Here is a 26,778-nt window from a genome sequence, read left to right as displayed (position 1 = left end):
CTGCACCAGGAGGCAGACCAGCATGACCCGTTACGCGGCGCCGGGCGCCGAAGGCGCGATCGTCTCCTACCAGGCGCGCTACGACCACTTCATCGGAGGCGCGTACGTGCCGCCGGCGCGCGGGCAGTACTTCGAGAACCCCTCGCCGGTCAACGGACAGCCGTTCACCGAGATCGCGCGCGGCACGGCGGAGGACGTCGAGCGGGCGCTGGACGCGGCACACGAGGCCGCGCCGGGGTGGGGCCGTACGTCGGTCGCGGACCGCAGCGACATCCTGCTGAAGATCGCCGACCGCATGCAGGCCAACCTCGAATCCCTCGCGGTCGCCGAGAGCTGGGAGAACGGCAAGCCGGTGCGGGAGACGCTGGCGGCCGACATCCCGCTGGCGATCGACCACTTCCGCTACTTCGCGGGGGCGATCCGGGCGCAGGAGGGTTCGCTCAGCGAGATCGACGACGACACGGTGGCGTACCACTTCCACGAGCCGCTCGGGGTCGTCGCGCAGATCATCCCGTGGAACTTCCCGATCCTGATGGCGGCGTGGAAGCTCGCGCCGGCGCTCGCCGCGGGCAACGCGGTCGTCCTCAAGCCCGCCGAGCAGACCCCGGCCTCCATCCACTACTGGGTCGGCCTGATCGCGGATCTGCTGCCGCCCGGTGTGCTGAACATCGTCAACGGCTTCGGGGTGGAGGCGGGCAAGCCGCTGGCGTCCAGCCCGCGCGTGGCGAAGGTCGCGTTCACCGGGGAGACCACGACCGGGCGGCTGATCATGCAGTACGCCTCCGAGAACATCAAGCCGGTCACCCTGGAACTCGGGGGCAAGTCGCCGAACATCTTCTTCGACGACGTGTGGGCGCGCGACGACGACTTCCGCGACAAGGCCCTCGAAGGCTTCACCATGTTCGCGCTCAACCAGGGCGAGGTCTGCACCTGCCCTTCCCGGGCACTGGTCCAGCGCGGCCACTACGCGGAGTTCGTGCAGGCCGCGGTCGAACGGACGCGGCAGATCAGGCCGGGGCACCCGCTCGACACCGACACGATGATCGGTGCCCAGGCCTCCAACGACCAGCTGGAGAAGATCCTCTCCTACCTGGACATCGGCCGGCAGGAGGGCGCGAAGGTGCTCACCGGCGGCGAACGCGTCGAGTACGACGGCGAACTGAAGGGCGGCTACTACGTCCAGCCGACCATCTTCGAGGGCGACAACCGCATGCGGATCTTCCAGGAGGAGATCTTCGGCCCGGTCGTCTCGGTGACCTCCTTCGACGACTTCGACGACGCCATAGAGATCGCCAACGACACACTGTACGGCCTCGGCGCGGGCGTCTGGACCCGGGACGCCACCACCGCCTACCGTGCCGGCCGTGCGATCCAGGCGGGCCGCGTATGGACCAACTGCTACCACGCCTACCCGGCGCACGCGGCGTTCGGAGGCTACAAGCAGTCCGGGATCGGCCGCGAGACGCACAAGATGATGCTGGAGCACTACCAGCAGACGAAGAACATTCTCTGCAGCTACTCTCCCAGGAAACTCGGCTTCTTCTAGGGTGCGTGAGGTGGGCGCGGCCGAACCGGCCGCGCCTGCCCGACGGGCTCCCGGGCCTGCCTCACAGCGTCGCGGTCGTGCCCTCCCCGGACGCGCTGCCCGCGAGCCACTGGTCCCATTCCAGGTTGAAGGCGGCGTAGCCGTTGTCGGCCGAGGCCTTGGCGCGGGGCGAGCCGGTGATGGTGACGGGGTCGCCCTGCTTGATCTGGCCGTAGAACCACTTGGCGTCCGACATGGACAGGTGAACGCAGCCGTGCGAGCCGCGGGCGCTGCCACTGCCCGGGTTGGGGTCGCCGGTCGAGTAGTGCACATACGTGCCGGACTGGGTCAGGTGGACGTCCCAGGGCAGCGTCAGGTCGTAGTAGTTGGGGCTGCCCTTGTCGCAGCTGATGCCGACGCTGCAGGAGGTCATGTGGACCTTCTCCTGCTTGTCGATGACGGCCATCGTGCCGTTCCAGGTCGGATACTGGGCGCTGCCCGCGTTGATCGACAGGGTGCGCAGCAGCTTGCCGTTCTTGCTCACCTTCATGGTGTGGCCGGTCACCGAGACATCCGCGCGCACGTCGTCGCCGATGGTGAAGGTGTGCGTGTAGTTGCGCACGCCGTAGCGTCCGTTGCCGTTGCTGACGCCGTTCATGTCGGCGTCGATCTTCACCTTGGTACCGGAGGGCCAGTACTTCTTCGGCCGCCAGTCGGCGCGCCGGTCGCCGAACCAGTGCCAGGCGCCGGCCACCGGCTGCGAGGCGCTCACCTTCAGGTGCTTCTCCACCGTGGCGCGTGCCTTCGCCGACACCGGGTTGGTGAAGACCACCGAGATCGGCATGGCCACGCCGACCGTGGCACCGGTCTGCGGGGTGATCGTCTCCAGCAGCATCGGCGGACCCGCGGGCTTCGTCGGTGACGGGGAGGCGCTCGCACTCGGCTTGCCCGACGCCTTCGCGTCGTCCCCGCCCGCCTTGCCGCTGCCACCCCCACCACAGGCACTCGCGCCCACCAGCATCGCACCGGTGACGAGTGCGATCCCTATGCCGCCCTTGCGCCGTCCCACGACCTGCCCCGCTCTCTCGCTGCTTCCGCCCTGACGGGCCCGACTCACCTGTCAGACCGCGAGAGCACGGGCAACAGTTGCATGCGCCGTGTAAAACATGTCCCAAAACTCGGGGCACCGCCGGGGCGGGCGCTCGGCCTGGTGTTCTCCTGCGCGGCGGTCGGCGGTCGGCGGACTGCTGGCGGGGGCGTTCGCCAACTCCACGCTCTGCAACAGCGCCTCGCTCGCCTATCGGCAGCGGGTCTGCCCGCCGGACTGCTGAGCCGGGTGAGCCCGGTCTACCTGTGGATCGCCTACGGGACCGTGCCGCTCGGCTCCCTCTTCGGCAAGTTGCCCGGCGTCGGCGCCGGGCTCCGGCCGACCCTGTGGGTCTGCGCCTTCGGCCTGTGGAGCGCGGCGCTGTTCGTCGCGTGCTCGCCGCTGCGCGCCATGCGTGACATTCCCGGGATCCCGACCCGGGCCGAGGGGCACTTCAGCCGATGAAGTCCGACACGAGGGGTCCGGCGACCGCCCGGAACTCCTCGAAGTACCCGTGCCGTGCCCCCGCCAGCAGTTCGAGCCGCGCCCCGGGGATGCGCCGCGCCAGCAGCGCGGCGTTCGCGGTGGGGTTGAGCAGGTCTTCGCCGCCGTGCACGACGAGGGTGGGGCAGGAGATCCGCGGCAGGGCGTCCCAGGTGTCGTGACCGTCGCTGGCCACCAGGTGCCGCCTGCGGGCGAAGGCCGGCATCGCGGGGTCGCCGAGGGTGCGGTAGGGGCCGGGGTGGGCGGCACGCCAGGCGGGGGTGTACATCAGGTCGAGCAGCGCCTCGCGCCGGGCGTCCGGATCCGGGGTGGCCAGCGCCCTGCGCACGGCGTCGTCGCGCTCGACCGCGTTCGTGCCTCCGGGCGAGGTGCACCCGAGGACGAGGGACCGCACCCGGTGCGGCTGGTCGAGGGCCAGCCACTGCGCGACGCGGCCCCCCATCGACGTGCCGTACACGTCGGCCCGCTCGATCCCGAGCGCGTCGAGGACCGCGCGCACGTCGTCGGCGAGCAGCCTGGTGCTGTACGGCACGTCCGGCTTGTCGCTGTCGCCGGTGCCGCGGTAGTCGACGGTGAGGGTGCTCCGGGTGCCGTGGAAGTCGTCGCGGACGCCGTCCCACCAGTGGTGGTTGTTGGCCTGGCCGGCGAGCAGAACCAGCGGGGCGCCGGTCCCCCGGAGCTGGTAGGCGATGCGTGTCCCGTCCGCGGCCTTGGCGTACGACATGCCCGTGATCCCTTCGCTCGGGTGTCCCCGTGGACGCTACCCCGGGGGCCCGTGGCTGCGTCCGGCTCCCCCGGCATCGGCGGCCGCCGGTCCTCCGAGTACGCCGCCTCGGGGCGGAGCGGGCGTTTTCCCGGTGGCCGGGTGATGCTGGTGAGCGGACAGCCCTGCGAGAAGGGCGGGAGGCTCGGCCAGGTGACAGCCGTCAACCCGATGAACAGCGCCTCGGTGCTGGCCGCCTTCGGCGCGCTCGGCGTCCTGGTGGTGATCTTCGCGGAGTCCGGTCTGCTGGTCGTCGGCTTCTTCCTGCCCGGTGACACCCTGCTGTTCCCGGCCGGAGTGCTGTGCGCCGGCACCGCGCAGCAGGCGCCTCGGCTGGCGCTGTGGCAGGTGCTGCTGTGCGCGGCCGTCGGTGCGGTGGCCGGCGGGCAGGTCGGGTATCTGATCGGACGGCACGGCGGACGGGCTCTGCTGGCCCGTACCTCCAGCCGGCGGGTGAAGGCGGCGGCGGTGCGGGCCGAACGGCTGCTGGCGCGGTACGGCTATGGGAAGGCGCTGGTCATCGGCCGGTTCGTGCCGTTGCTGCGGACGGTGCTGCATCCGGTGGCCGGGGTGCTCGGCGTGCCCGTGCGGCGCTTCACGCTCTGGCAGACCGTGGGCGGGGTGCTGTGGTCGCAGCTGCTCGTCCTCGCCGGTTACACCCTGGGGGCCTCGGTCCCGCACGTCGACGACTATCTGCTGCCGCTGGTGGCCGTGGTCGTCGTCCTGTCGATGCTGCCCCTCCTGTTCGAGGCACGCCGGGCCCGCCGCGCGCGCCGCGAGCGCCGCTGAGAGCGCCCGCCGGCGGCCGTGGGCCGAACCGCGCCGAACGTCCTGGCCGTCCGCAGCGCGCCCCTCGCCCTCCAGGCCGCCGGAGCGGCTCAGCGGAGTCCGCGGTTCTCGGGGCGTTTGCGGTGGGGCCTCACGGGGCGCTGGAGCGTGCCGAGTTCGCCGATCGCCGCGCGGACGTGGGCCGGGTCGCCCCGGCGGGAGCCGCCCGCACACCACCAGGACGGCCGTCCGTCGACCTCGCGCGGGTGCAGGCCGAGGTCATGGAGGGTGCACAGGGGCCACGCCCGCCACAGATGCTCCGTCAGGGTCCCCTGGGCCGCGTCGGCGACGGCCACCAAGGCCTCGGCGACGGACTCCGCCGGGATCAAGCAGCTGTCATGCGCCTCGCCGGTGGAGAGAGCCACATGAACGTGCTCGTCCAGGTCCTCGGACTCGGGGTAGGCGATCAGGCGCAGCGGACGCTGTTCGGGGACGGTCACCGCCAGATCGCGGTTGACGGCCGCCAGCGCCTCGTCCCACAGCGGATACTCGCCGGCGAGCACGAGGCGCGGCTCGGGCAGACCGGGGAAGGCGAACATCAGCACATCATCACACACGCACGGCGCTCCGCGCCGGCCGCCCAGAGGCCGTGCTCGCGAGCGAAGGAGACCTACGACGCGTGCTGGACGGGCCGGTGACGAACCGTGAGACTGGACGGGGTCCGACGCCCCGCGCCCCCGCTCTCCAGGACGGTGACCCATGGATGAGGCAGTCCCCCGCGTCGAACTCACCCCGAGGGCCGCGGACCTGGTGCGGCTGCTGCACGCTCAGCACGGCCCGCTGATGTTCCACCAGTCCGGCGGCTGCTGCGACGGCAGCGCGCCCATGTGCTACCCGGACGGCGAGTTCCGTACCGGCGACTCGGACGTGCTGCTCGCGGAACTGGCGGTGGACGGGATCACCGAGCCCGTCACCTTCTGGATGTCCCGGAGTCAGTACGAGGCCTGGAGCCACACCCGGCTGATCGTGGACGTCGTCCCCGGACGGGGCAGCGGCTTCTCTCTGGAAGCACCCGAGGGGGTGCGTTTTCTCACCCGTTCTCGCGTAGTCGACGCCTAGTCGGCCCGGCGGACGCCGTGCTCTGGTCCACTGCCCCGTAGGGCCCGTACGGAACGCGTCACGCGACCCGTATGCCAAGGCCCGTACGGCACGGGCGGTTGACGAGGGATCAGGGGGCACGGTGATCAGACGTCGCAGGTGTTCGGCAGCGAACAGAGCGGTTCTCACGGTGGTCATGGCGTTCGGTGTGCTGGCCGGTGCGGCCCTGGCGGGGGCGGCACCGGCCGGTGCCGTTGCGGCCGGCGAGCGGATCGCTCCGGGCGTCACCTACCGGCAGTTCGACATCGACGCGGCCGCGGGCACGGCACACGCCCATCTGCTCACGGTCGACCTGGCCGATCCGCACGTCCGCGTGGACCTGCTGCACCCGGGTGCGGTGGCGGCCCGGGCCACCGTCTCCGGGATGGCGGACTCGGCCGGGGCGGTCGCGGGGGTCAACGGTGACTTCTTCCACATCACCGAGACCCAGCATCCGGGCGTGCAGGCCACCGGCGCGAGCGTCGGACCGGCGGTCGCGGACGGGCGGGTGCTGAAGGCTGCGGTGCCGGACGGGCAGCGGTTCGGGCCCACGCTGCCACCGGGGACGAGCACCCGGGACGTCTTCGGCGTCGGCACCGACCGGCGGGCCCGGCTGGACCGCCTCACCCTCGTCGGCCGCGTCGCCACGCCGGAGGGCACGTTCCGGCTGAAGGGCCTCAACCAGTACGCGCTCGCGGAGAACTCCGTCGGCGCCTTCACCTCCCGCTGGGGCAGCGCCTCCCGGATGCGCGCCGTGTGCGGCAGCGACGTCGAGCGGTCTGCGCCGTGCAGCACCGACACCTACGAGGTGAGGGTCCGGGGCGGCCGGGTGGTCTCCGCCTCCGACACACCGGGCAGCGGGGCGATCCCGGCGGACACCACGGTCCTCGTGGGCCGCGAGGAGGGGGCACGGCAGCTGCGCAAGCTGTCGCCCGGTGACGCGGTGACCGTGCGGCACACCCTGGTGGCGGCCTCGTCGGGGGTGCCGTACGCGTTCGCGATCGGCGGGTTCCCCGTCCTGCGGCACGGCGAGGCGCTGTCCGGTCTGGACGACGTCACCTCGACGGTGCGAACGGTCGTGGGCTTCAGGGGCGGCGGGCGGCAGCTGCTGATCCTGGCGCTGGACGGGGCCGCCGCCTACCGGACCGGCCTGACGATCGCGGAGGAGGCCGACACCATGCGTCTGCTGGGCGCGTCCGACGCGTTCAACCTCGACGGCGGCGGTTCGACGGAGCTGGTCACCCGCGACGCCGGAGCGGGCGCCGTGACGGTGCGCAACCATCCGAGCACGGGCACCGAACGCCCCGTCGCCAACGGGATCGGCGTCTTCTCGGCCCCCTGACCGGGCCTGTTCAGGGCCGCAGGCTGCTGACCAGCTCGGCGGTCGTCATGAGTCCGCTGTGGATGGTGGGCGCCATGCTCGTGCCGGCCAGGAAGAAGCCGAGCAGTATGCACACCACGGCGTGGGACATCTTCAACGCGCAGTTGCGAATGAAGATCACGGCCAGGATCAGGAGCAACAGCACCACAGAGATGGAAACGGCCATCGGGAACCTCCTCCGCCACGCCCCTTGAGCGGCGTTCGGCCGCAAGTGTGGCGTAGCGGAGGGTTTGCCCGGGCGGCTGACGTGTCCCCCAAACGTGTGATGTCGCCCTGCACCCGGCGTGGGACGGTCAGGGTCCCTGGAGATCCACCAGCCCGGCCAGCGCCTCCCGGTGGGCTCCCGCCGTGCCGTAGGCGATCGAGTCGGCCTTGGCCCGCTTGAGGTACAGGTGGATCGGGTGCTCCCAGGTCATACCGATCCCGCCGTGCAACTGCAGCGCCTCCTCCACGGCATGCACGGCCACGGGCGCGGCGTACGCCTGGGCGACGGCGACCGACACCTCCACCTCCTCGCCGGAGGCCAACGCAGCGGCCGAGGCCCGCGCGGCGGCCCGCAGGTTGACGACCTCCAGCCACAGCTGGGCGAGCCGGTGCTTGAGCGCCTGGAACCCGCCGACCGGCCGGTTGAACTGCTTGCGCTCCTTGAGATAGCGGACCGTCTCGGTCAACGCCCAGTCGGCGACGCCGAGTTGCTCGGAGGCGAGCAGTCCGGCGGCGGCGCGCAGAGCCCGTCGTACGGCGGGTTCCGCGTCGCCGATGCGGCGGCCGGGGACGCCCTCCAGGCATACCGTCGCCAGCGGCCGGGTCAGGTCCAGGGAGATCTGCGGGGTGATCGTCACGGCGTCGGCCGGGACGGCGTACAGGCCGCCGTCGTCGGCCGGGACGAGCAGGACGTCGGCCACGGCCGCGTCGGCGACGCCGGTCAACTCGCCGTGCAGGGCGGCGTTCTCCCGTCGTACGGTCTTGAACACGGCACCCGGCGGCGTGTGCAGCCCGACCGCGAGGGCGCCGATGGTCCGGCCGGAGGCCAGCTGCCCCAGCAGCACCTCGTCGCCGCAGGCCAGCAGGGCCTCGGTGGCGACGACCGCGCTGGTGAGATAGGGCACCGGGGCGACCGCGCGGCCCAGCTCCTCCAGTACGACGGCGACTTCACGGGACGAGGCGCCCTGGCCGCCCTGCTCCTCGGGCACCAGCAGCCCGGCCAGGCCCATGCCCTCGGTGAGGGACTTCCACAGGGCGAGGTCGTGCGGGGTGTCCGACTCGGCGCGGGCGATGACGTCCGCCGGTGCGCAGTGGTCCGTGAGCAGGTCGCGGACGGCGGCGCGCAGCGCCTCTTCCTCCTCGGAGTAGAGAAGATCCGTCATCGGGCCAGGTCCTTCCATGCGACGTCCTTGTCGGTGCGCGGCTCGGCGGGCAGGCCGAGGACCCGTTCGGCGACGATGTTCAGCAGGACCTCGCTGGTCCCGCCCTCGATGCTGTTGCCCTTGGAGCGCAGATAGCGGTAGCCGGCGTCACGGCCGGTGAAGTCGACCAGCTCGGGTCGGCGCATGGTCCAGTCGTCGTACAACAGGCCCTCCTCGCCGCGCAGTTCGACCTCCAGGCCGCTGATCTCCTGGTTGAGGCGGGCGAAGGCGAGCTTCATGCCGGAGCCCTCGTAGCCGGGCTGGCCGGCGACGAGCTGCTGGCGCAGGCGTTCGGCGGTGAGCCGGGAGACCTCGGCCTCGACCCACAGCTTCAGCAGCCGCTGGTGCAGCTCGTGGGTGCGCAGTTCGGGGCGTTCGCGCCAGGTCGTGGCCACCGGGCCGATCATGCCGCCCTCGCGGGGCAGGGCCATGCCGCCGATGGAGACGCGCTCGTTCATCAGCGTGGTCTGGGCGACCCGCCAGCCGTCGCCGACCGCGCCGAGGCGGCGGGCGTCGGGGATGCGGACGTCGGTGAGGAAGACCTCGTTGAACTCGGCCTCGCCGGTGATCTGGCGCAGCGGCCGGACCTCGACGCCCGGGTCGGTCATGTCGCACACGAAGTAGGTGATGCCGGCGTGCTTGGGCACGTCCGGGTCGGTGCGGGCGATGAGGATGGCCCAGCGGGCGATGTGGGCGCTGGACGTCCACACCTTCTGCCCGTTGACGACCCAGTCGTCGCCCTCCCGTACGGCCCGGGTGCCGAGCGCGGCGAGGTCGGAGCCGGCGCCGGGCTCGCTGAACAGCTGGCACCAGACCTCCTCCCCGGTCCACAGGGGCCGCAGGAAGCGCTGCTTCTGCTCGTCCGTCCCGTACTTGAGGATCGTCGGTGCGGCCATGCCGAGGCCGATGCCGATGCGCCGGGGGTCGTTGTCGGGGGCGCCCGCGGCCTCCAGTTCGGCGTCCACGACGGCCTGCAGGGCGCGCGGGGCGCCCAGGCCGCCGAGGCCCTCCGGGTAGTGGACCCAGGCGAGGCCGGCGTCGAAGCGGGCGCGCAGGAAGTCCAGGGGGGCGGTGCTCGCAGGGGGATGCGCGGCCAGCAACTCCCGTGTGCGGCGGCGCAGTTCTTCGGCGTCGGTCATGCTGCCTCCTCCGTCACCACGGCGATCCGGCCGGTGGAACGGCCGTCCGCCACCTTCTGCACGGCCACGGCGGCCTCGCTCAGCGGCACCCGCTCGCTCACCAGGGGCTTGATCGCGCCCCGGGCGGCCAGGCCGGTGAGCTGCTCGTGGCACTGCAGGACCAGCTTCGGGTTCTTGGTGTTGTACAGGCCCCAGTGGAGGCCCAGGATCGAGTAGTTCTTCACGAGGGCGTGGTTGAGCGCCGGGCTCGGGATCGTGCCGCTGGCGAAGCCGACGACGACGATCCGGCCCTCGAAGGCGACGAGCTTGGCGGACTGGGCGTAGGCCTCGCCGCCGACGGGGTCGTAGATCACGTCGGCGCCCCGGCCGCCGGTGGCCTCCTTCACGGCCGCGATCACGTCCTCGGTACGGCGGTCGACGACCACGTCACAGCCCAGCTCACGGGCCACGGCTGCCTTGTCCGCGCCGCCCACGACACCGATCACGGTGGCTCCGGCCGCCTTGCCGAGCTGGACGGCGGCGCTGCCGACACCGCCGGCGGCGGCGTGTACGAGCAGGGTCTCGCCCGCCTCCAGACGCGCCCGGCGGTGCAGGCCGAACCAGCCCGTCTGGTAGCCGATGTGCAGCGCGGCGGCCTCGGCGTCGTCCAGCGACTCGGGCGCGGGCAGCAGGGCACGGGCGTCGGCGAGGGCGTACTCGGCGAAACCGCCGTACGGCAGCGCGGGGTTGGCGATCACGCGGCGGCCGTCCTCGGTCTCGCCGCAGATCTCCACGCCGGGCGTGAAGGGCAGCGGCGGGCGCACCTGGTACTGGCCGCGGCACAGCAGCGCGTCCGGGAAGTTGATGTTGGCGGCGCGTACGCGCAGCAGCACCTGGCCGTCGCCGGGCGTGGGGGGCTCCACCTCGGCCAGGCGCATCACCTCGCTCGGCTCACCGTTCTCGTGCACTTGCCATGCCTGCATGCGGGGCCTCCACGGGACTGCTTCGTCTGACCGGGTCGGACCGCATACTAAGCGGTCGCTTGCCCATCGGGGAACCGTTGGCCGGATCCCGGCGCGCGTCGCGTGGGTCACTTCCGGGCCGCCGGCCGCGCCCGTACGTGCATCCGCTCACCCTGCGGCCCGAACAGGCTGAGGAACTCCACCGGCCCCTCGCCCGTCGATCCGAACCAGTGCGGCACGCGCGTGTCGAACTCGGCGGCCTCCCCCGCCGAGAGCACCACATCGTGCTCGCCGAGGACCAGCCGCAACCGCCCCGACAGCACATACAGCCACTCGTAGCCCTCATGGGTGCGCGGCTCGGGCTCCTGATCGCGTTGCGGTTCCAGCACCTTGAAGGCCTGGAGGCCGCCGGGCTGGCGGGTGAGCGGCCAGTGGGTGCGCCCGCCCCGCACGATCGGCCTGGCCCGCACCCGCGGATCCCCCACCGGCGGCGCGCCGATCAGTTCGTCCAGGGGCACCTTGTGGGCCCGGGCGATCGGCAGCAGCAGTTCGAGGCTGGGCTTGCGCAGGCCGGACTCCAGCCGGGAGAGGGTGCTCACGGAGATGCCGGTGGCCTCGGACAGCGCGGTCAGCGTCACCTCCCGGTCCTTGCGGATACGCCGCAGTCGCGGTCCCACCGCGGAGAGGACGTCGTCGGTAGTCATGCCGGTATTGCAGGTTCGGCAAACACGTTTGTCAATAACGCAGCGGCCGGCCGGAGGCCGGGGACGGCGCCGCACGCCGGTGGTCGACGCGGGCGAACCGCGCGACGTGCCGTCCGCGCACCTGCACGGGTATCTGTCCCGCGACGGCATGCCGCCGGCCGGGTTCCTGGCGGTCGGGCGCGAGGGGATCGCCCGGTACGGCGTGCGGCTGGAAGGTCCGCGATCCGCCGACCGGCGTACTCGTGGCCTCGCCGCTGAGCGTGCACCAGGCGCCGATGGTGACCCGGTGGCCGAAGGACGCGGGTTCTTTGCTGCGCGAGGTGAGCGAGTCGCAGCTGACGGACGACGACCTGCGCCGGCCGGCCGCCGCCGGGTCACCGGGGTCCGGCCGGCCCGGGACACCCGCTGGGGGGAGGCGCGGTGCACGACCGCGAAGTGCTCTGCGCCGCCCCGCGCGCCGTCCCGGACAACGACCTGCTCGTGCGGCTGGGCGCCGAGCCGCGCGAGACCCCGTTCCGCGCCTGCGGCTCCACCGAGCAGGTGATCGACGCGGCGAGCCGGGGGCACCGGGCGGGCGCGGCGATCAACGCCGCGTTGCTCTTCGCCGACCTGGCCGCCGCCGTCCGGGTGTAGACCCCGCTTCATCGGTGCACCCTGAGGACATGCTGCTGATCCGGCTCGCCCAGGTCTCCCGGGACATCGCCGCGACGGCGGCCCGGTCCCGCAAGACGGCCCTGCTCGCCGAGCTGTTCCGGGAGGCGGAGGCGGACGACGTGCCGATCGTCATCCCGTACCTCGCCGGACGGCTGCCACAGGGGCGGATCGGCGTCGGCTGGAAGGTGCTCGGCCGCCCGGTGCCGCCGGCCGCCGAGCCCACCCTCACGGTCCGCGAGGTCGACGCGCTGCTCGGCGAGCTGGGCAAGGTGTCCGGTCCGGGCGCGCTGGCGGAGCGGACCCGGCTCGTCGGCCAGCTGATGGGCGCCGCCACCGAGGAGGAGCAGCGTTTCCTGCTCGGTCTGCTCACCGGCGAGGTACGGCAGGGCGCGCTGGACGCCGTCGCGGTGGAGGGCCTCGCCCGGGCGACCGACGCCGACCCGGCCGCCGTACGGCGGGCGGTGATGCTCGCCGGGTCGCTGCAGACGGTCGCCCAGGCCCTGCTCGCCGAGGGGCCCGGGGCGCTGGACCGGTTCCGGCTCACGGTCGGCCGGCCCGTCCTGCCGATGCTGGCACACAGCGCCTCCTCGGTCGCCGAGGCGGTGGAGAAGCTGGGCGCCTGCGCGGTGGAGGAGAAGCTGGACGGCATCCGGGTGCAGATCCACCGGGACGGCGACACGGTCCGCGTGCACACCCGCACCCTGGACGACATCACCGACCGGCTGCCCGAAGTGACGGCCGCGGCGCGGGAGTTGCGGGGCGGCCGGTTCATCCTGGACGGCGAGGTGATCTCCTTCGACGCCGCCGGGCGGCCCCGGTCCTTCCAGGAGACGGCGGGCCGGGTCGGCTCCCGCACGGACGTGGCGAAGGCGGCCGGCCAGGTCCCGGTCTCCCCTGTCTTCTTCGACGCCCTGTCGGTCGACGGCACCGATCTGCTGGACCTGCCCTTCGCCGAGCGGCACGCGGAGCTGGCCCGGCTGGTGCCGGAGCCGATGCGGGTGCGCCGGACGGTCGCCTCGGGGCCGCAGGACATCGCGGAGGCGGAACGGTTCCTCGCCGAGACGCTGGCCCGCGGTCACGAGGGCGTGGTGGTCAAGGCGCTGGACGCGCCGTACAGCGCGGGCCGGCGCGGCGCCGCCTGGCTGAAGGTCAAGCCCGTCCACACCCTCGACCTGGTGGTGCTGGCCGCCGAGTGGGGGCACGGCCGCCGCACCGGCAAGCTGTCCAACCTCCACCTCGGCGCCCGCACCCCGGACGGCGGCTTCGCCATGCTCGGCAAGACCTTCAAGGGCATGACCGACGCGATGCTCGCCTGGCAGACCGAGCGGCTGCAGGAGCTGGCGGTCGAGGACAACGGCTGGGTGGTACGCGTCCGTCCCGGACTCGTCGTGGAGATCGCCTACGACGGCCTGCAGCGCTCCTCCCGCTACCCGGCCGGCGTCACCCTCCGCTTCGCCCGCGTGGTCCGCTACCGCGAGGACAAACGCCCCGAGGAGGCCGATACCGTGGAGGCCCTGCTGGCGGCCCACCCGGAGGTCGAGCCGTGACGGTGCGTGCGACGAGGCGCAGCGCGGGGCTGCTGTTGTTCCGGCACACCGGTGAGGGACTTGAGGTGTTGCTGGGCCATATGGGAGGCCCGTTCTGGGCGAAGAAGGACGCGGGCGCCTGGACCGTGCCCAAGGGCGAGTACGAACCGGAAGAGCCCGCCTGGGAGGCGGCCCGGCGGGAGTTCCGGGAGGAGCTGGGGCTGGCGCCGCCCGACGGGACGGCCGTACCGCTGGGCGAGGTCGTGCAGCAGAACGGCAAGATCGTCACCGCGTGGGCCGTAGCGGCGGACCCGGATCTGACGGGCTTCAGCCCCGGCACCTTCAGCATGGAGTGGCCGCCGAGGTCCGGCCGGGTGCGGGAGTTCCCGGAGCTGGACCGGGTGGAGTGGCTCGGCCTGGACCGGGCCCGTGAGCTGATCATCGCGGCGCAGACCGCGTTTCTCGACCGGCTGGCGGAGCACTCGGGCTGAACAGGGGTCTTTCGCGTTGCGGCCTGCCCGGCCGCGCGCGAAGGTCGAAGCAAGCCCGCTCCCAGGGAGGTCAGCCATGCCCATCGCGACGGTGAACCCGGCGAACGGCGAGACGCTCAAGACGTACGAGCCCATGGGCGAGGAGGAGCTGGAACGCCGGCTCCAGCTCGCCGAGGCCACGTTCCGCACGTACCGGACGACCACGTTCGCCGACCGCGCCCGGCTGATGAACGGGGCCGCCGGCCTGCTGGAGGAGGATCAGCAGGAGATCGCCCGGGTCATGACCACCGAGATGGGCAAGCCGATCAAACAGGCACGGGCGGAGGCCGCGAAGTGCGCCAAGGCGATGCGCTGGTACGCCGAGCGCGCCGAGGGGCTGCTGGCCGACGAGGAGCCCGCCGAGCCGGACGTGCGCGACGCGGGCGCCTCCCGGGTGCGGGTGCGCTACCGCCCGTTGGGCCCGGTCCTCGCGGTGATGCCGTGGAACTTCCCGCTGTGGCAGGTGGTCCGGTTCGCCGCGCCGGCGCTGATGGCGGGCAACGTGGGCCTGCTCAAGCACGCCTCGAACGTCCCGCAGACGGCCCTGTACCTGGAGGACCTGTTCCACCGGGCGGGCTTCACGGAGGGCTGTTTCCAGACGCTGCTGGTCGAGTCCGGGGCGGTGGACGACATCCTGCGCGACGAACGGGTCAAGGCGGCGACGCTGACGGGCAGCGAGCCCGCGGGCCGGGCGGTCGCCTCCACCGCCGGCGAGATGATCAAGAAGACGGTGCTGGAGCTGGGCGGCAGCGATCCGTACGTCGTGATGCCCTCCGCCGACCTGGACCGGGCGGCCGAGGTGGCGGTGACGGCGCGCGTGCAGAACAACGGGCAGTCCTGCATCGCCGCCAAGCGGTTCATCGTGCACACCGACGTCTACGACACCTTCGCCGAGAAGTTCGTCGCCGGTATGAAGGCGCTCAAGGTCGGCGACCCGCTGGAGGAGGACACCGAGGTCGGGCCGCTCTCCAGTGAGCGGGGGCGCGGCGATCTGGAGGAGCTGGTCGACGACGCGAAGCGGAGCGGCGCCGCCGTGCTGTGCGGCGGCGAGCGGCCGGACGGGCCGGGCTGGTACTACCCGCCGACCGTGCTGGCCGGGATCACCCGGGAGATGCGCATCCACCGCGAGGAGGCGTTCGGACCGGTGGCCACGCTGTACCGGGCGGGCGACGTGGACGAGGCGCTGCTCATCGCCAACGACTCGCCCTTCGGGCTGAGTTCCAATGTGTGGACGCGGGACGAGAGCGAGGTGGAGCGGTTCAGCCGCGACCTGGAGGCCGGGTCCGTGTTCGTCAACGGGATGACCGCCTCCCATCCGGCGTTCCCGTTCGGCGGGGTCAAGCGGTCCGGGTTCGGGCGTGAGCTGTCCGGGCACGGAATCCGCGAGTTCTGCAACATCACCACGGTTTGGCAGGGTGCGTGAGCGCTGCGCGGCTAGCATCCGGTTTGTGAACGGCGAAGTGACTCTGCCTCTGATCGTGGACGACCGCGGGGCCCTGCAGGTGGCTGCGGCCGACGTGAGCAAGCTGCTGCGGACCGTGGGCGCCCGGTGGCTGCATCTGGTCGAGGGCGGGGAGCCGGGGCTGGACGAGGATACGGTGGCCGCTCTGACCATCGAGCTGGCCAAGCTGGCGGATCGCATCGACGTCGCGTGCATCGCGCACAGCAGCGGGGCGCCGTAGACCGCTGCGCGGGCTGCCCCACCGCTCCCCCGCCGTAACAGTCGCCATCGAATTTCCCCTCGTCCGGCGGTGGAATTCGCCCTTCGAGCCTCTCCCCGGGTCCCCGATTCGGAGTAACCCAACGCGAGATTGTCGTCCTCCTGGGTGACGGTGGGCGTAGCACCCACAGAGGTGAACCACCTTCTGGCCGGTGGGCGAAGGCCCGCCGAAAGCGGAAAGCAGGGACGGTTCATGGCGACTTTGTGCAGACCCTCGGTGTCGGTCCCGGAGCACGTGATCACGATGGAGGAGACGCTGGAGCTGGCGCGCTCCCGCCACGCGGACCACCCTCAACTGGCACTCGCACTGCGCCTCATCGAGAACACGGGCGTCAAGACCCGGCACATCGTGCAGCCCATCGAGGAGACGTTGAAGCACCCGGGTTTCGAGGAGCGCAACAAGCTCTACGAGGCCGAGGCCAAGGCCCGGGTCCCCGCGGTGATCCAGCGGGCGCTGGACGACGCGGAGCTGCTCACCAGCGACATCGACGTGATCATCTACGTGTCGTGCACGGGCTTCATGATGCCCTCGCTGACGGCGTGGCTGATCAACGAGATGGACTTCGACTCCACCACCCGCCAGCTGCCCATAGCCCAGCTGGGCTGCGCGGCCGGCGGGGCGGCGATCAACCGGGCGCACGACTTCTGCTCGGCCTACCCGAACGCCAACGCGCTCATCGTGGCCTGCGAGTTCTGCTCGCTGTGCTACCAGCCCACCGACCTCGGCGTCGGCTCGCTGCTCTCCAACGGCCTGTTCGGCGACGGCATCGCCGCGGCCGTGGTCCGCGGAAACGGCGGCAAGGGCGTGCGTCTGGAGCGCAACGGCTCCTACCTGATCCCGAAGACGGAGGACTGGATCGCGTACGACGTCCGGGCCACCGGCTTCCACTTCCTGCTGGACAAGCGGGTGCCCACCACCATGGAGCCGCTCGCCCCGGCGCTGAAGGACCTGGCCGGCATGCACGGCTGGGACGCGTCCGACCTGGACTTCTACATCATCCACGCGGGCGGCCCCCGCATACTCGACGACCTCAGCAAGTTCCTGGAGGTCGAGCCGCACGCGTTCCGGTTCAGCCGGGCGACGCTCACCGAGTACGGCAACATAGCCAGCGCCGTCGTCCTGGACGCGCTGCGCCGGATGTTCGACGAGGGCGGCGCCGAGGACAGGGCGCGCGGTCTGCTCGCCGGGTTCGGTCCCGGCATCACGGCCGAGATGACGGTCGGCCGCTGGGTCGACGTGGACAGTGACCCGCGATGACCGAGGAGACGACGCTCACCGAGACGATGCTCGCCGAGCCCCTGCCCCCGATCCGCCAGTGGCCGGCACTCGACCTGACCGGGACGGACTTCGACCCGGTGCTGGCCGAGCTGATGCGCGAGGGTCCGGTCACCCGCGTCCAGCTGCCCAACGGCGAGGGCTGGGCCTGGCTGGTGACCCGGCACGACGACGTGCGCATGGTCACCAACGACCCGCGCTTCAGCCGCGAGGCGGTCATGGCGCAGCCGGTCACACGGCTCGCCCCGCACTTCATCCCGGACCGCGGCGCGGTCGGCTTCCTCGACCCGCCCGACCACACCCGGCTGCGCCGCGCGGTGGCCGCCGCGTTCACCGCGAAGGGTGTGGAGCGGGTACGGGAGAAGGCCCGGGCCATGCTGGACGAGCTGGTCGACGAACTCCTGCAGGACGGGCCGCCCGCCGATCTCACCAGCGCGGTGCTCAGCCCCTTCCCGATCGGGGTGATCTGCGAGCTGATGGGCGTCCCGCCCGGCGACCGGCACACCATGCACAACTGGACCCAGCTCATCCTGTCCTCCTCGCACGGCAAGGAGGTCAGCGAGAAGGCCAAGCGGGAGATGAGCGCCTACTTCTCCGACCTCATCGCGCTGCGCGAGAACAGCACGGCCGAGGACGTCACCTCCCTGCTCGGCGCCGCGCTGGGCCGGGGCGAGGTCGCCCTGGAGGAGGCCGTCGGTCTCGCCGTCCTCCTGCAGATCGGCGGCGAGGCGGTCACCAACAACAGCGGGCAGATGTTCTACCTGCTGCTGACCCGCCCCGACCTGCTCGAACGGCTGCGCGGCGAGCCGCGGATCCGGCCGCAGGCCATCGACGAGCTCCTGCGCTACATCCCGCACCGCAACGCGGTCGGGCTGTCCCGGATCGCCCTGGAGGACGTGGAGATCAAGGGCCACCGCATCCGCGCGGGCGACGCCGTCTATGTCTCCTACCTGGCCGCCAACCGCGACCCGGACGTCTTCCCCGCCCCGGAGACCATCGACTTCTCCCGCAGCCCGAACCCGCATGTGTCGTTCGGTTTCGGCCCGCACTACTGCCCCGGCGGCCAGCTCGCCCGGCTGGAGTCGGAACTGCTGGTGAACGCCCTGCTGGACCGGGTTCCGGGGCTGAAGCTCGCGGTACCGCCGGAGCAGGTGCCCTTCAGGAAGGGCGCGCTGATCCGGGGTCCCGAAGCCCTGCCGGTGACCTGGTGAGCCACCGATGACGCAGACCGAGGGACTGCTCGTGCCGCCGGGCCACGGCCGGGTCGTGGCGACACCGGCACAGCGGGTGACCTTCAAGGTCACCGGCACCCACTCGCGGATCGCGTCCACCTTCGAGGTGGAGGTGCCGCCGGGCTTCGACGTGGGCGCCCATGTGCACACGCGCAGCGAGGAGCTGTTCTACGTCCTCGAAGGCGAGCTGGACGTGCTCGCCTTCGAGCCGCGCATCCGCACACCGGACAACTGGCAGAGGTGGGAGTCCAGTTCGGGCGGCCGGGTGGTCCGGGCGACTCCGGGCACGGTCATCGTCGTGCCCCCGGGGTGCCCGCACGCGTTCGCGAACCCGACGGACACCCCCGCGAAGATGTTCTTCCAGGCCTCGCCCCCACCGGACCACGAGCGCTATTTCGAGGAGCTGCTGGAGATCCTGGGCGACGGGGGCCCGCCGGACCAGGAGGCGATCGAGGCGCTGAGAGCGAAGTACGACATCGAGCAGCTGACGCCGCTCAGGCACCGTTAGCGGATGGGCATGCCCGCGAGGGTGCGGGCGATCACCAGCCGCTGGATCTCGCTCGTGCCTTCGAAGATCGTATAGATGGCCGAGTCCCGGTGCATCCGCTCGACCGGGTACTCCCTGGTGTAGCCGTTGCCGCCGAGGATCTGGATGGCCTGGGCCGTGACCTTCTTTGCCGTCTCGCTGGCGAAGAGCTTGGACATGGAGCCCTCGGCCGCGGTGAACGGCTTTCCGTTGACCGCCATCCACGACGCACGCCACACCAGCAGCCGGGCGGCGTCGATCTGCGTCCGCATGTCCGCGAGCTGGAACGCGACACCCTGGTTGTCGATGATCGGCCGACCGAACTGCTCCCGGGTCTTCGCGTAGTCGAGGGCGACCTCGTACGCGGCACGGGCGGTGCCGACCGCCATGGCGCCGACGGCCGGGCGGGAGGCCTCGAAGGTCGCCATCGCCGCGTTCTTCACGCGCTCGCCGCCCTTCGCCGCCTTCTCGCGGGCCCGCGCGAGCCGCTCGTCCAGCTTCTCCTTGCCGCCGAGCAGGCAGGAGCCGGGGACGCGGACGTTGTCGAGGATGACCTCGGCCGTGTGCGAGGCGCGGATGCCGTGCTTCTTGAACTTCTGGCCCTGGGCCAGGCCCGGCGTGCCCGGCGGGACGATGAAGGAGGCGTGGCCCTTGGAGCCCAGCTCCGGGTCGACGCTGGCGACGACGACGTGGACGTTGGCGATGCCGCCGTTGGTCGCCCAGGTCTTCGTGCCGTTGATCACCCACTCGTCCCTGGCCTCGTCGTAGACGGCACGGGTGCGCAGGGAGGCGACGTCGGAGCCGGCGTCGGGCTCGGAGGAGCAGAACGCGGCGACCTTGACGTCGTTCTGGTCGCCGTACATCTGCGGGATCCAGGTGCCGATCTGTTCCTCGGTTCCGTTGGCGAGCACGCCCACGGCGGCGAGGCCGGTGCCCACAATGGAGAGGGCGATGCCCGCATCGCCCCAGAACAGCTCCTCCATGGCCATCGGGATGCCGAGGCCGGTGGGGTCGAAGTACTGCTGGGCGTAGAAGTCGAGGGAGTAGATGCCGACCTTCGCCGCCTCCTGGATGACCGGCCAGGGAGTCTCCTCGCGCTCGTCCCACTCGGCGGCCGCGGGGCGGATCACGTCGGCGGCGAAGCCATGGAGCCAGTCCCGGACTTCCTTCTGTTCGTCGTTCAGCTCCATGGTGAACTCGGCCATGTCCCCTCCAGCGGCGGCGGTGCGATGTTACTAGCGGTAACCCGAGTCTGTTACCGGCGGGTAGGAAAAGTCAACCGCCGATGACGGCCCGGCATCCCGTTCGATGTCAGGGGCACAGTCAGTGTTAGTTTGCGCAGGCGTCACCGAATCAGCACGGGTGGGGAGAGCACATGGACACCACACAGCGGACCGACCAGCAGCGGTCCGCCGACCGCCGTCGGCGCGAGCTGCTGGAGGCCGCCGACCGGGTGGTGCTGCGCGACGGCCCGCAGGCGTCGATGAACGCGATCGCGGCGGAAGCGGGGATCACCAAGCCGATCCTCTATCGCCACTTCGGCGACAAGGGCGGCCTTTACGCGGCTCTGGCCAAGCGGCACACGGACGCGCTGCTCGATTCGCTGCGGGCGGCGCTGGACGCTCCCGCCGAGAGGCGCGAGCGCGTGGAGTCCACGCTGGACACGTATCTCGCCGCGATCGAGGCACGGCCTCAGGTGTACCGGTTCCTGATGCATCCGGCGGAGGGCAGCGCCGGGGGCGACCAGGGCTTCGACGTCGGCAAGCATTCGGCTCCGCTGCTTCGGCGGATGGGCGAGGAGCTGGCCCAGGTCATCGAGGAGCGGGTGGATCTCGGCCCGGAGAGTCAGCAGCTCGCCCGGGTGTGGGGGCATGGGATCGTCGGGATGATGCATGCGGCCGGGGACTGGTGGCTGGGTGAACGCCCCTGTTCCCGGGCCGCGTTGGTGCGGTCTCTCGCTGATCTGCTGTGGGGGCGCCTTGCGGCCGCGGGGGACAGAATGGGCGGTCCGGGGTTCTGAGGGTCGCGTCTCGTCCCCGGGTGCGTGGGGGCTGAGCGCACAGTCCCCCGTCCCCCTTCAGGTCGGTCCCCTCACCGGTGCCAGGAAGCTCTGGAGATCTGCCTCAGCAGTCTGCGCTTGCGCCAACCCGTCAGGTGGTCCGCGTACACCCGGCCCTCCAAGTGGTCGCACTCGTGCTGCAGACACCGCGCGAAGAAGCCCGTGCCGTGCACGGTGACCGGCTCCCCGGTCACCGTGAACCCCTCGACCACCGCATGGTCGTAGCGCTCGGTCCCCGCCTCCAGACCCGGCAGGGACAGGCAGCCCTCCGGGCCCCGGATCACCACGCCGTCCGTCTCCACCAGCCGCGGGTTCACCACATGCCCGAGGTGGCGCACATCGTCATCATCCGGGCAGTCGTAGACGAAGACCCGCAAAGGCACCCCGACCTGATTCGCCGCCAGGCCCACCCCCTGCGCCGCGTACATCGTGGCGAACAAGTCCTCCACGAGCGCCGCCAGATCGGGGCCGAAGTCGGTGACTTCCCGGCATTGCCCGCGCAGCGGTGCGTCTCCGAGCAGGGAAAGGGGCCGGACTCGCCCGCGGGCGCCCGGGATCGTGCCGTGTCGCATAGCGGCAAGGGTACGGTTCCTTCAGCTCACGCCCGCCGCCCGGCGTGGGCCGGGATTCGGGTGGGCGAATGGATCTCGATAGGCTTCAGGTCCACACCACGTTGCCGGATGGCCCCAGGCGCGGCGCGTACGCAAGGAGGATCGAGAACAGATGGCAGGCAACTCGGACCCGCTCTCGCCGCGGGCCAAGCTGGCCGTGACCGCGGGCAAGGCGGTCGCTGCGGCATCACGCGCCGCGGGGCGCGGCAGCGGGTCGGTGATCGGCGGCCGGGTCGCGCTGAAACTCGACCCCGATCTGCTCGGACGGCTCGCCCAGAACCTGGACGTCGTCCTGGTGTCCGCCACCAACGGCAAGACGACGACGACCCGGCTGATCGCCGAGGCGCTGCGCGCCGCGGGCCCGGTCGTGTCGAACGCCCTCGGCGCCAACATGCCGGCCGGCATCACCTCCGCGCTGGCGGGCGGCTCGGACGCGAAGTTCGGTGTCATCGAGGTCGACGAGAAGTACCTGGCCGGTGTGGCCAGGGACACCAGCCCCAAGTGCATCGCCCTGCTCAACCTCTCCCGCGACCAGCTCGACCGCGCCGCCGAGACCCGGATGCTCGCCGAGAACTGGCGCGAGGGCCTCGCCGGCTCCAAGGCCGTCGTCGTCGCCAACTGCGACGACCCGCTGGTGGTCTGGGCCGCTTCCTCCTCCCCGAACGTGGTCTGGGTCGCGGCGGGCCAGATGTGGAAGGACGACGCCTGGTCCTGCCCGTCCTGCGGTGGCGTGATGCAGCGCCCCGGGGACGACTGGTTCTGCGGTGAGTGCGGGTTCCGGCGGCCCACGCCGACCTGGGCGCTGTCCGGTGATCACGTGCTGGATCCGCACGGGTCCGCCTGGCCGATCCACCTGCAGCTGCCGGGCCGCGCCAACAAGGCGAACGCGGCCAGCTCCGCCGCCGTCGCGGCCGTCTTCGGGGTGCCGCCGCAGGTCGCCCTGGAACGGATGTACCAGGTGCAGGCCGTGGCCGGACGCTATGACGTCGTGCAGTTCCAGAACCGTGATCTGCGGCTGCTGCTGGCCAAGAACCCGGCCGGCTGGCTGGAGACGTTCTCGCTGATCGACCCGCCGCCCGCCCCGGTGATCCTGTCCGTGAACGCGCGCGGAGCCGACGGCACCGACACCTCCTGGCTGTGGGACGTCGACTACACCCGGCTGACCGGCCACCCGATCTTCGTCATCGGTGACCGGAAGCTGGACCTCGCCGTCCGCCTGGAGGTCGCGAACCAGCACTTCCAGGTCTGCGAGGACCTCGACCAGGCCGTGCAGATGTGCCCGCCGGGCCGTGTCGAGGTCATCGCGAACTACACCGCGTTCCAGGACCTGCGCCGCCGCGTCGGCAACTGATCTTCGAAGGGCGATCACCTCATGAGCGACAACCAACTGCGGCTGGTATGGATCTACCCGGACCTGCTGAGCACCTACGGCGACCAGGGCAACGCCCTCGTCGTGGAGCGCCGGGCCCGGCAGCGCGGCCTGGACGTGGCCCGGCTCGACGTGCGCAGCGACCAGCCGATCCCGACCTCCGGCGACATCTATCTGATCGGCGGCGGTGAGGACCGTCCGCAGCGGCTCGCGGCCGAGCGGCTGCGCCGTGACGGGCATCTGCAGCAGGCGGTGCAGAACGGCGCGATCGTCTTCTCCGTCTGCGCCGGCTACCAGATCCTCGGCCACGAGTTCATCAACGACCTCGGCCAGCGCGAGCCGGGCCTCGGCCTGCTCGACGTGGTCTCGGTGCGCGGCGAGGGCGAGCGGTGCGTCGGTGACGTGCTCGCCGACATCGACCCGCAGCTCGGGCTGGAGCAGCTGACCGGCTTCGAGAACCACCAGGGTGTGACCCACGTCGGCCCGTCCGCCCGGCCCTTCGCCCGTGTGAAGGTCGGCAAGGGCAACGGCACCGGGGACGGCACGGAGGGCGCGTACAACGGCACCGTCTTCGGTACGTACATGCACGGCCCCGTCCTCGCCCGCAACCCGCAGATCGCCGACCTGCTGCTGAAGCTGGCGCTCGACGTCAACGCGCTGCCGCCGGTCGACGACCGCTGGTACGAGGCGCTCCGCAACGAGCGCATCGCGGCCGCGCAGCAGCCTGCGTAAGCGGCGCTCCAGCGGTATTTCAGCGTGCACCGGCAGGCTCGTGGTGGGCCCGCCTGACAGGCCGTCCGCTCACATGTGCGGGCGCGTCCAGCAGGCGGACGCCCGCTACGGAGCCACCCCCTCACGCCGGTAGGGTGGCCGGGAATCCGCCGGACAACGTGGTCCGGTTACCCGGCCCACGTTGAGAAGGTATTCGGGCTATGCGCATTGGTGTCCTCACGTCCGGCGGCGACTGCCCCGGCCTGAACGCCGTCATCCGGTCCGTCGTGCACCGTGCCGTCGCCGACCACGGCGACGAGGTCATCGGTTTCCGGGACGGCTGGAAGGGCCTCCTGGAGTGCGACTACCTCAAGCTCGACCTCGACGCCGTGGGCGGCATCCTGGCCCGCGGCGGCACCATCCTCGGCTCCTCCCGGGTGCAGCCCTCGCATCTGCGGGACGGCGTCGAGCGGGCGAAGGGCCATGTCGAGGAGCTCGGCCTGGACGCGATCATCCCGATCGGCGGCGAGGGCACGCTGAAGGCGGCCCGGCTGATGTACGACAGCGGACTGCCGATCGTCGGCGTGCCGAAGACCATCGACAACGACATCGCCGTCACGGACGTCACCTTCGGCTTCGACACGGCCGTCGGGGTGGCGACGGAGGCGCTGGACCGGCTGAAGACCACCGCCGAGTCCCATCAGCGGGTGCTGGTCGTGGAGGTCATGGGCCGGCACACCGGCTGGATCGCGCTGCACTCCGGCATGGCGGCCGGCGCCCACGCCATCGTCGTCCCGGAACGGCCCTTCGACGTCGAGGAGCTGGCGGCGAAGGTCGGCGAGCGGTTCGACGCGGGCAAGCGGTTCGCGATCGTGGTCGCGGCGGAGGGGGCCAAGCCGAAGGCCGGCACGATGGACTTCGACGAGGGCGGCAAGGACATCTACGGCCACGAGCGCTTCGCCGGGATCGCCCGGCAGCTGTCCGTCGAGCTGGAGCACCGGCTCGGCAAGGAGGCGCGGCCGGTGATCCTCGGGCATGTGCAGCGGGGTGGTACGCCGACCGCCTATGACCGGGTGCTGGCGACCCGTTTCGGCTGGCACGCGGTCGAAGCGGTGCACCGCGGTGAGTTCGGGATGATGACGGCTCTGCGCGGGACCGACATCGTCATGGTGCCGCTGGCGGAGGCCGTGGAGACCCTGAAGACGGTTCCCTCCGGGCGCTACGACGAGGCGGAGTGCGTTCTCTGAGGTTCCGCTGATCCGCCGGGTGCGGGTCGTGCGCGGCCTGTCGCACGGTTCCCGCGTCCCTGAGGGTGTTGCGGCTGACCCCGGTCACAGACGTGACCGGGGTCAGCCGTACCCTGAGTGCGGACAGAAGCCGCACAACCCCCACGAATCAGGAGCCGCCGGATGGATCACAGCGGGCACGGCATGATGATGGATCTGCCGCCGTTCACGCTGGGGCGGGGGCTCCAGTGGTCGGCGGACCCCTTCTTCCTCGTGGCCTGCCTGCTCGGGCTGGGTCTGTACGGCTGGGGTGTCGTGCGGCTGCGGCGGCGCGGCGACGCGTGGCCCGTCGGCCGTACGGTGGCGTACGTCGTCGGTGTGCTCACCGTCGGCCTGGTGATGTGCACCAGGCTGAACGACTACGGCATGGTCATGTTCAGCGTGCACATGGTGCAGCACATGATCATCAGCATGCTGTCGCCGATCCTGATCCTGCTCGGCGCGCCGGTCACCCTGGCGCTGCGTGCGCTGCCGGCCACCGGCCGGGGCCGCAAGGGCCCGCGCGAGCTGCTGCTGGCGCTGCTGCACAGCCGCTACATGCGGGTCATCACCCACCCGGCGTTCACGATCCCGCTGTTCATCGCCAGCCTCTACGCGCTCTACTTCACCCCGATCTTCGACTTCCTGATGGGCTCCAAGACCGGGCACGTCGCGATGATGGTGCACTTCCTCGCGGTCGGGGTCGTCTTCTTCTGGCCGATCATCGGGGTGGACCCCGGCCCGCACCGGCCGGGGCATCTGATGCGGATGCTGGAGCTGTTCGCCGGCATGCCGTTCCACGCCTTCTTCGGTATCGCGCTGATGATGGCGTCGACGCCGATGGTGGACACCTTCCGGCATCCGCCGGCCTCGCTCGGCATCGACGCGCTGTCCGACCAGAACGCGGCCGGCGGTATCGCCTGGGCGTTCAGCGAGATCCCGTCCGTGCTGGTGCTGATCGCGCTGCTGTTCCAGTGGTACCGCTCCGAGCAGCGGCAGGCCAAGCGCAAGGACCGGGCCGCCGACCGGGACGGCGACAAGGAGCTGGAGGCGTACAACGCCTATCTGGCCTCGCTGAACGCCCGCGAAGGTTAGGGCCCTGGCCGGAGCCGTCCCCTCCGGGCGGGATCGGGGGCACCATGGTCGGGGACCGACCATGAGGAGGGTGCCGCGATGCCCGGTTCCACGAACGGTTCCACCAAGGTGATGGGGGTTGTCACGGTCGGCGGGCTCGTCGTCGTGACCGCCTACACGGTCGCCCTCGGCAGCAACGGCTGGCTGTGGTTCGGCTGGGTGGTGCTGGGTCTGCTGACGCTCGCCATGGTCGTCACCCGGTCGTGAGGTCTCCCGCCCCGCGGGTCTGGCCTACAGTGCCCGCATGAACAGCAGGACGGCCTCGTTCGACGACCTCGACCGCAAGATCATCACCGCGCTGATGGCGAACGCCCGGACCAGCTTCGCCGAGATCGGCGCGGACATCGGGCTGTCCGCGACGGCGGTCAAGCGGCGCGTGGACCGGCTGCGCGAGACCGGGGTGATCACCGGGTTCACGGCCACGGTGAAGCCCTCGGCGCTCGGCTGGCGCACCGAGGCGTACGTCGAGGTCTACTGCGAGGGCGCGGCCCCGCCCCGGCGGCTGGCGGAGGTCGTGCGCAACCATCCGGAGATCGCGGCGGCGATGACGGTCACCGGCGGCGCCGACGCGCTGCTGCATGTGCGGGCGCGGGACGTGGAGCACTTCGAGGAGGTGCTGGAGCGGATCCGCGTCGAGCCGTTCATCCGGAAGACGATCAGCGTGATGGTGCTGTCCCACCTCCTCCCGGAAAGCCCGGAAGCGGGCGCGACCCATGCGGCGCCGGAATGACCGGAAGCATGCGCAGGAGTGCTGCGTGAAACGGCTGAACAACGCAGCGGTGCTGCGCATGTGCGCAGGTATTTTTCCTT

Annotated in this window: 30 protein-coding genes and 1 pseudogene; 21 read left to right on the top strand and 10 right to left on the bottom strand. The window is 71.5% G+C overall.

Annotation, left to right across the window (positions count from 1 at the left end):
* The first annotated feature begins 22 nt into the window (after window positions 1-22).
* Window positions 23-1,546 (top strand): acetaldehyde dehydrogenase ExaC, encoded by a 1,524-nt coding sequence (exaC, locus tag ABT171_RS14210; RefSeq protein WP_351243308.1) that lies wholly within the window; start codon window positions 23-25, stop codon window positions 1,544-1,546.
* A 61-nt stretch (window positions 1,547-1,607) separates the two neighbouring features.
* Here the strand turns inward: exaC and ABT171_RS14205 are convergent, their stop codons facing one another.
* Window positions 1,608-2,594, bottom strand: a complete 987-nt coding sequence (locus ABT171_RS14205; protein ID WP_503075149.1) for a L,D-transpeptidase — start codon at window positions 2,592-2,594, stop codon at window positions 1,608-1,610.
* Window positions 2,595-2,691: 97 nt separating this feature from the next.
* On the opposite strand from ABT171_RS14205, the gene ABT171_RS14200 reads away from it, so the two are divergent.
* Window positions 2,692-2,856, top strand: a complete 165-nt coding sequence (locus tag ABT171_RS14200) for a hypothetical protein (protein ID WP_351243307.1) — start codon at window positions 2,692-2,694, stop codon at window positions 2,854-2,856.
* A gap of 5 nt (window positions 2,857-2,861) precedes the next feature.
* Entirely contained in the window at window positions 2,862-3,077 is a 216-nt protein-coding gene (locus ABT171_RS14195) for a hypothetical protein (RefSeq protein ID WP_351243305.1), read from the top strand.
* Here ABT171_RS14195 and ABT171_RS14190 read toward each other — a convergent pair.
* Window positions 3,067-3,840 (bottom strand): alpha/beta fold hydrolase, encoded by a 774-nt coding sequence (locus ABT171_RS14190; RefSeq protein ID WP_351243303.1) that lies wholly within the window; start codon window positions 3,838-3,840, stop codon window positions 3,067-3,069. The two genes, ABT171_RS14195 and ABT171_RS14190, sit on opposite strands and share 11 nt — an antisense overlap.
* Before the next feature lie 192 nt (window positions 3,841-4,032).
* On the opposite strand from ABT171_RS14190, the gene ABT171_RS14185 reads away from it, so the two are divergent.
* Entirely contained in the window at window positions 4,033-4,668 is a 636-nt protein-coding gene (locus ABT171_RS14185; RefSeq protein WP_351243570.1) for a DedA family protein, read from the top strand.
* A gap of 89 nt (window positions 4,669-4,757) precedes the next feature.
* Here the strand turns inward: ABT171_RS14185 and ABT171_RS14180 are convergent, their stop codons facing one another.
* Window positions 4,758-5,264: a hypothetical protein gene (locus tag ABT171_RS14180; protein WP_351243301.1), complete on the bottom strand. Its 507-nt coding sequence runs from the start codon at window positions 5,262-5,264 to the stop codon at window positions 4,758-4,760.
* Between the two features lie 142 nt (window positions 5,265-5,406).
* On the opposite strand from ABT171_RS14180, the gene ABT171_RS14175 reads away from it, so the two are divergent.
* Together ABT171_RS14175 and ABT171_RS14170 are read left to right on the top strand one after the other, a co-directional pair.
* A complete protein-coding gene (locus tag ABT171_RS14175) occupies window positions 5,407-5,766 on the top strand; it encodes a DUF779 domain-containing protein (RefSeq protein WP_351243299.1) in 360 nt (119 codons plus the stop codon).
* A 175-nt stretch (window positions 5,767-5,941) separates the two neighbouring features.
* A complete protein-coding gene (locus ABT171_RS14170) occupies window positions 5,942-7,126 on the top strand; it encodes a phosphodiester glycosidase family protein (protein WP_351243297.1) in 1,185 nt (394 codons plus the stop codon).
* 10 nt (window positions 7,127-7,136) lie between these two features.
* On the opposite strand, the gene ABT171_RS14165 is transcribed toward ABT171_RS14170, so the two are convergent.
* From ABT171_RS14165 to ABT171_RS14145, 5 genes are all read right to left on the bottom strand, one after another.
* Entirely contained in the window at window positions 7,137-7,331 is a 195-nt protein-coding gene (locus ABT171_RS14165) for a hypothetical protein (protein WP_351243295.1), read from the bottom strand.
* A 127-nt stretch (window positions 7,332-7,458) separates the two neighbouring features.
* Window positions 7,459-8,532, bottom strand: coding sequence for an acyl-CoA dehydrogenase family protein (locus ABT171_RS14160; protein ID WP_351243293.1), 1,074 nt, complete (start codon window positions 8,530-8,532; stop codon window positions 7,459-7,461).
* Window positions 8,529-9,710, bottom strand: coding sequence for an acyl-CoA dehydrogenase family protein (locus ABT171_RS14155; RefSeq protein ID WP_351243291.1), 1,182 nt, complete (start codon window positions 9,708-9,710; stop codon window positions 8,529-8,531). The genes ABT171_RS14160 and ABT171_RS14155 overlap by 4 nt, the downstream gene beginning before the upstream one ends.
* Complete coding sequence (locus ABT171_RS14150) at window positions 9,707-10,672, bottom strand: NADPH:quinone oxidoreductase family protein (RefSeq protein ID WP_351243289.1); 966 nt, start codon at window positions 10,670-10,672, stop codon at window positions 9,707-9,709. The genes ABT171_RS14155 and ABT171_RS14150 overlap by 4 nt, the downstream gene beginning before the upstream one ends.
* A 107-nt stretch (window positions 10,673-10,779) precedes the next feature.
* Window positions 10,780-11,355 (bottom strand): helix-turn-helix domain-containing protein, encoded by a 576-nt coding sequence (locus tag ABT171_RS14145; RefSeq protein ID WP_351243287.1) that lies wholly within the window; start codon window positions 11,353-11,355, stop codon window positions 10,780-10,782.
* On the opposite strand from ABT171_RS14145, the pseudogene ABT171_RS14140 reads away from it, so the two are divergent.
* The 8 genes and pseudogenes from ABT171_RS14140 (at window position 11,354) to ABT171_RS14105 (ending at window position 18,801) form a co-directional block, all read left to right on the top strand.
* A pseudogene (locus tag ABT171_RS14140) lies at window positions 11,354-11,988 on the top strand (hypothetical protein). The gene ABT171_RS14145 and the pseudogene ABT171_RS14140 sit on opposite strands and share 2 nt — an antisense overlap.
* Window positions 11,989-12,017: 29 nt before the next feature.
* Window positions 12,018-13,556, top strand: a complete 1,539-nt coding sequence (locus tag ABT171_RS14135; protein WP_351243285.1) for an ATP-dependent DNA ligase — start codon at window positions 12,018-12,020, stop codon at window positions 13,554-13,556.
* On the top strand, window positions 13,553-14,026 hold the full coding sequence (locus tag ABT171_RS14130) for an NUDIX hydrolase (protein WP_351243283.1): 474 nt from the start codon (window positions 13,553-13,555) through the stop codon (window positions 14,024-14,026). Before ABT171_RS14135 ends, ABT171_RS14130 begins: the two co-directional genes overlap by 4 nt.
* Window positions 14,027-14,102: 76 nt before the next feature.
* Entirely contained in the window at window positions 14,103-15,488 is a 1,386-nt protein-coding gene (locus ABT171_RS14125; protein WP_351243281.1) for an NADP-dependent succinic semialdehyde dehydrogenase, read from the top strand.
* A gap of 25 nt (window positions 15,489-15,513) precedes the next feature.
* Entirely contained in the window at window positions 15,514-15,747 is a 234-nt protein-coding gene (locus tag ABT171_RS14120; protein ID WP_351243279.1) for a DUF6213 family protein, read from the top strand.
* Between the two features lie 231 nt (window positions 15,748-15,978).
* A complete protein-coding gene (locus ABT171_RS14115; RefSeq protein WP_351243277.1) occupies window positions 15,979-17,043 on the top strand; it encodes a type III polyketide synthase in 1,065 nt (354 codons plus the stop codon).
* Window positions 17,040-18,272 carry a cytochrome P450 gene (locus ABT171_RS14110; protein ID WP_351243275.1) on the top strand — a complete coding sequence of 411 codons (1,233 nt, stop codon included), beginning with the start codon at window positions 17,040-17,042 and terminating at the stop codon, window positions 18,270-18,272. The genes ABT171_RS14115 and ABT171_RS14110 overlap by 4 nt, the downstream gene beginning before the upstream one ends.
* Window positions 18,273-18,279: 7 nt before the next feature.
* Window positions 18,280-18,801 carry a cupin domain-containing protein gene (locus tag ABT171_RS14105; RefSeq protein ID WP_351243273.1) on the top strand — a complete coding sequence of 174 codons (522 nt, stop codon included), beginning with the start codon at window positions 18,280-18,282 and terminating at the stop codon, window positions 18,799-18,801.
* Here ABT171_RS14105 and ABT171_RS14100 read toward each other — a convergent pair.
* Window positions 18,798-20,024, bottom strand: a complete 1,227-nt coding sequence (locus tag ABT171_RS14100) for an acyl-CoA dehydrogenase family protein (protein ID WP_351243271.1) — start codon at window positions 20,022-20,024, stop codon at window positions 18,798-18,800. The two genes, ABT171_RS14105 and ABT171_RS14100, sit on opposite strands and share 4 nt — an antisense overlap.
* 170 nt (window positions 20,025-20,194) lie before the next feature.
* On the opposite strand from ABT171_RS14100, the gene ABT171_RS14095 reads away from it, so the two are divergent.
* On the top strand, window positions 20,195-20,839 hold the full coding sequence (locus ABT171_RS14095; protein ID WP_351243269.1) for a TetR/AcrR family transcriptional regulator: 645 nt from the start codon (window positions 20,195-20,197) through the stop codon (window positions 20,837-20,839).
* A 71-nt stretch (window positions 20,840-20,910) separates the two neighbouring features.
* On the opposite strand, the gene def is transcribed toward ABT171_RS14095, so the two are convergent.
* A complete protein-coding gene (gene def / locus ABT171_RS14090) occupies window positions 20,911-21,450 on the bottom strand; it encodes a peptide deformylase (RefSeq protein ID WP_351243267.1) in 540 nt (179 codons plus the stop codon).
* Window positions 21,451-21,601: 151 nt separating this feature from the next.
* Here def and ABT171_RS14085 point away from each other — a divergent pair, with 151 nt between their 5' ends.
* From ABT171_RS14085 to ABT171_RS14060, 6 genes are all read left to right on the top strand, one after another.
* Window positions 21,602-22,840 carry a MurT ligase domain-containing protein gene (locus ABT171_RS14085; protein WP_351243265.1) on the top strand — a complete coding sequence of 413 codons (1,239 nt, stop codon included), beginning with the start codon at window positions 21,602-21,604 and terminating at the stop codon, window positions 22,838-22,840.
* A 21-nt stretch (window positions 22,841-22,861) separates the two neighbouring features.
* Complete coding sequence (locus ABT171_RS14080; RefSeq protein ID WP_351243263.1) at window positions 22,862-23,590, top strand: type 1 glutamine amidotransferase; 729 nt, start codon at window positions 22,862-22,864, stop codon at window positions 23,588-23,590.
* Window positions 23,591-23,790: 200 nt separating this feature from the next.
* Window positions 23,791-24,816: a 6-phosphofructokinase gene (locus tag ABT171_RS14075; RefSeq protein WP_351243261.1), complete on the top strand. Its 1,026-nt coding sequence runs from the start codon at window positions 23,791-23,793 to the stop codon at window positions 24,814-24,816.
* Between the two features lie 162 nt (window positions 24,817-24,978).
* Window positions 24,979-25,929 carry a cytochrome c oxidase assembly protein gene (locus ABT171_RS14070; RefSeq protein ID WP_351243259.1) on the top strand — a complete coding sequence of 317 codons (951 nt, stop codon included), beginning with the start codon at window positions 24,979-24,981 and terminating at the stop codon, window positions 25,927-25,929.
* A gap of 78 nt (window positions 25,930-26,007) precedes the next feature.
* Entirely contained in the window at window positions 26,008-26,175 is a 168-nt protein-coding gene (locus tag ABT171_RS14065) for a hypothetical protein (RefSeq protein ID WP_351243257.1), read from the top strand.
* A gap of 37 nt (window positions 26,176-26,212) precedes the next feature.
* On the top strand, window positions 26,213-26,698 hold the full coding sequence (locus ABT171_RS14060) for an Lrp/AsnC family transcriptional regulator (RefSeq protein WP_351243255.1): 486 nt from the start codon (window positions 26,213-26,215) through the stop codon (window positions 26,696-26,698).
* Window positions 26,699-26,778 lie beyond the last annotated feature (80 nt).

Source organism: Streptomyces sp. NPDC001851 (assembly GCF_040297165.1).
Classification (GTDB): domain Bacteria; phylum Actinomycetota; class Actinomycetes; order Streptomycetales; family Streptomycetaceae; genus Streptomyces.
Note: the sequence above shows the minus strand (reverse complement) of the source record. Positions and strands in the feature narration are given on the sequence as shown.

Bases quoted from the DNA above. Each gene is read 5' to 3' on its own strand.
- exaC (WP_351243308.1), top strand. From the start codon at position 23: ATGACCCGTTACGCGGCGCCGGGCGCCGAAGGCGCGATCGTCTCCTAC.
- ABT171_RS14200 (WP_351243307.1), top strand. From the start codon at position 2,692: ATGTCCCAAAACTCGGGGCACCGCCGGGGCGGGCGCTCGGCCTGGTGT.
- ABT171_RS14190 (WP_351243303.1), bottom strand. From the start codon at position 3,840: ATGTCGTACGCCAAGGCCGCGGACGGGACACGCATCGCCTACCAGCTC.
- ABT171_RS14175 (WP_351243299.1), top strand. From the start codon at position 5,407: ATGGATGAGGCAGTCCCCCGCGTCGAACTCACCCCGAGGGCCGCGGAC.
- ABT171_RS14170 (WP_351243297.1), top strand. From the start codon at position 5,942: ATGGCGTTCGGTGTGCTGGCCGGTGCGGCCCTGGCGGGGGCGGCACCG.
- ABT171_RS14165 (WP_351243295.1), bottom strand. From the start codon at position 7,331: ATGGCCGTTTCCATCTCTGTGGTGCTGTTGCTCCTGATCCTGGCCGTG.
- ABT171_RS14160 (WP_351243293.1), bottom strand. From the start codon at position 8,532: ATGACGGATCTTCTCTACTCCGAGGAGGAAGAGGCGCTGCGCGCCGCC.
- ABT171_RS14155 (WP_351243291.1), bottom strand. From the start codon at position 9,710: ATGACCGACGCCGAAGAACTGCGCCGCCGCACACGGGAGTTGCTGGCC.
- ABT171_RS14150 (WP_351243289.1), bottom strand. From the start codon at position 10,672: ATGCAGGCATGGCAAGTGCACGAGAACGGTGAGCCGAGCGAGGTGATG.
- ABT171_RS14145 (WP_351243287.1), bottom strand. From the start codon at position 11,355: ATGACTACCGACGACGTCCTCTCCGCGGTGGGACCGCGACTGCGGCGT.
- ABT171_RS14135 (WP_351243285.1), top strand. From the start codon at position 12,018: ATGCTGCTGATCCGGCTCGCCCAGGTCTCCCGGGACATCGCCGCGACG.
- ABT171_RS14125 (WP_351243281.1), top strand. From the start codon at position 14,103: ATGCCCATCGCGACGGTGAACCCGGCGAACGGCGAGACGCTCAAGACG.
- ABT171_RS14115 (WP_351243277.1), top strand. From the start codon at position 15,979: ATGGCGACTTTGTGCAGACCCTCGGTGTCGGTCCCGGAGCACGTGATC.
- ABT171_RS14110 (WP_351243275.1), top strand. From the start codon at position 17,040: ATGACCGAGGAGACGACGCTCACCGAGACGATGCTCGCCGAGCCCCTG.
- ABT171_RS14105 (WP_351243273.1), top strand. From the start codon at position 18,280: ATGACGCAGACCGAGGGACTGCTCGTGCCGCCGGGCCACGGCCGGGTC.
- ABT171_RS14100 (WP_351243271.1), bottom strand. From the start codon at position 20,024: ATGGCCGAGTTCACCATGGAGCTGAACGACGAACAGAAGGAAGTCCGG.
- ABT171_RS14095 (WP_351243269.1), top strand. From the start codon at position 20,195: ATGGACACCACACAGCGGACCGACCAGCAGCGGTCCGCCGACCGCCGT.
- def (WP_351243267.1), bottom strand. From the start codon at position 21,450: ATGCGACACGGCACGATCCCGGGCGCCCGCGGGCGAGTCCGGCCCCTT.
- ABT171_RS14085 (WP_351243265.1), top strand. From the start codon at position 21,602: ATGGCAGGCAACTCGGACCCGCTCTCGCCGCGGGCCAAGCTGGCCGTG.
- ABT171_RS14080 (WP_351243263.1), top strand. From the start codon at position 22,862: ATGAGCGACAACCAACTGCGGCTGGTATGGATCTACCCGGACCTGCTG.
- ABT171_RS14075 (WP_351243261.1), top strand. From the start codon at position 23,791: ATGCGCATTGGTGTCCTCACGTCCGGCGGCGACTGCCCCGGCCTGAAC.
- ABT171_RS14070 (WP_351243259.1), top strand. From the start codon at position 24,979: ATGGATCACAGCGGGCACGGCATGATGATGGATCTGCCGCCGTTCACG.
- ABT171_RS14065 (WP_351243257.1), top strand. From the start codon at position 26,008: ATGCCCGGTTCCACGAACGGTTCCACCAAGGTGATGGGGGTTGTCACG.
- ABT171_RS14060 (WP_351243255.1), top strand. From the start codon at position 26,213: ATGAACAGCAGGACGGCCTCGTTCGACGACCTCGACCGCAAGATCATC.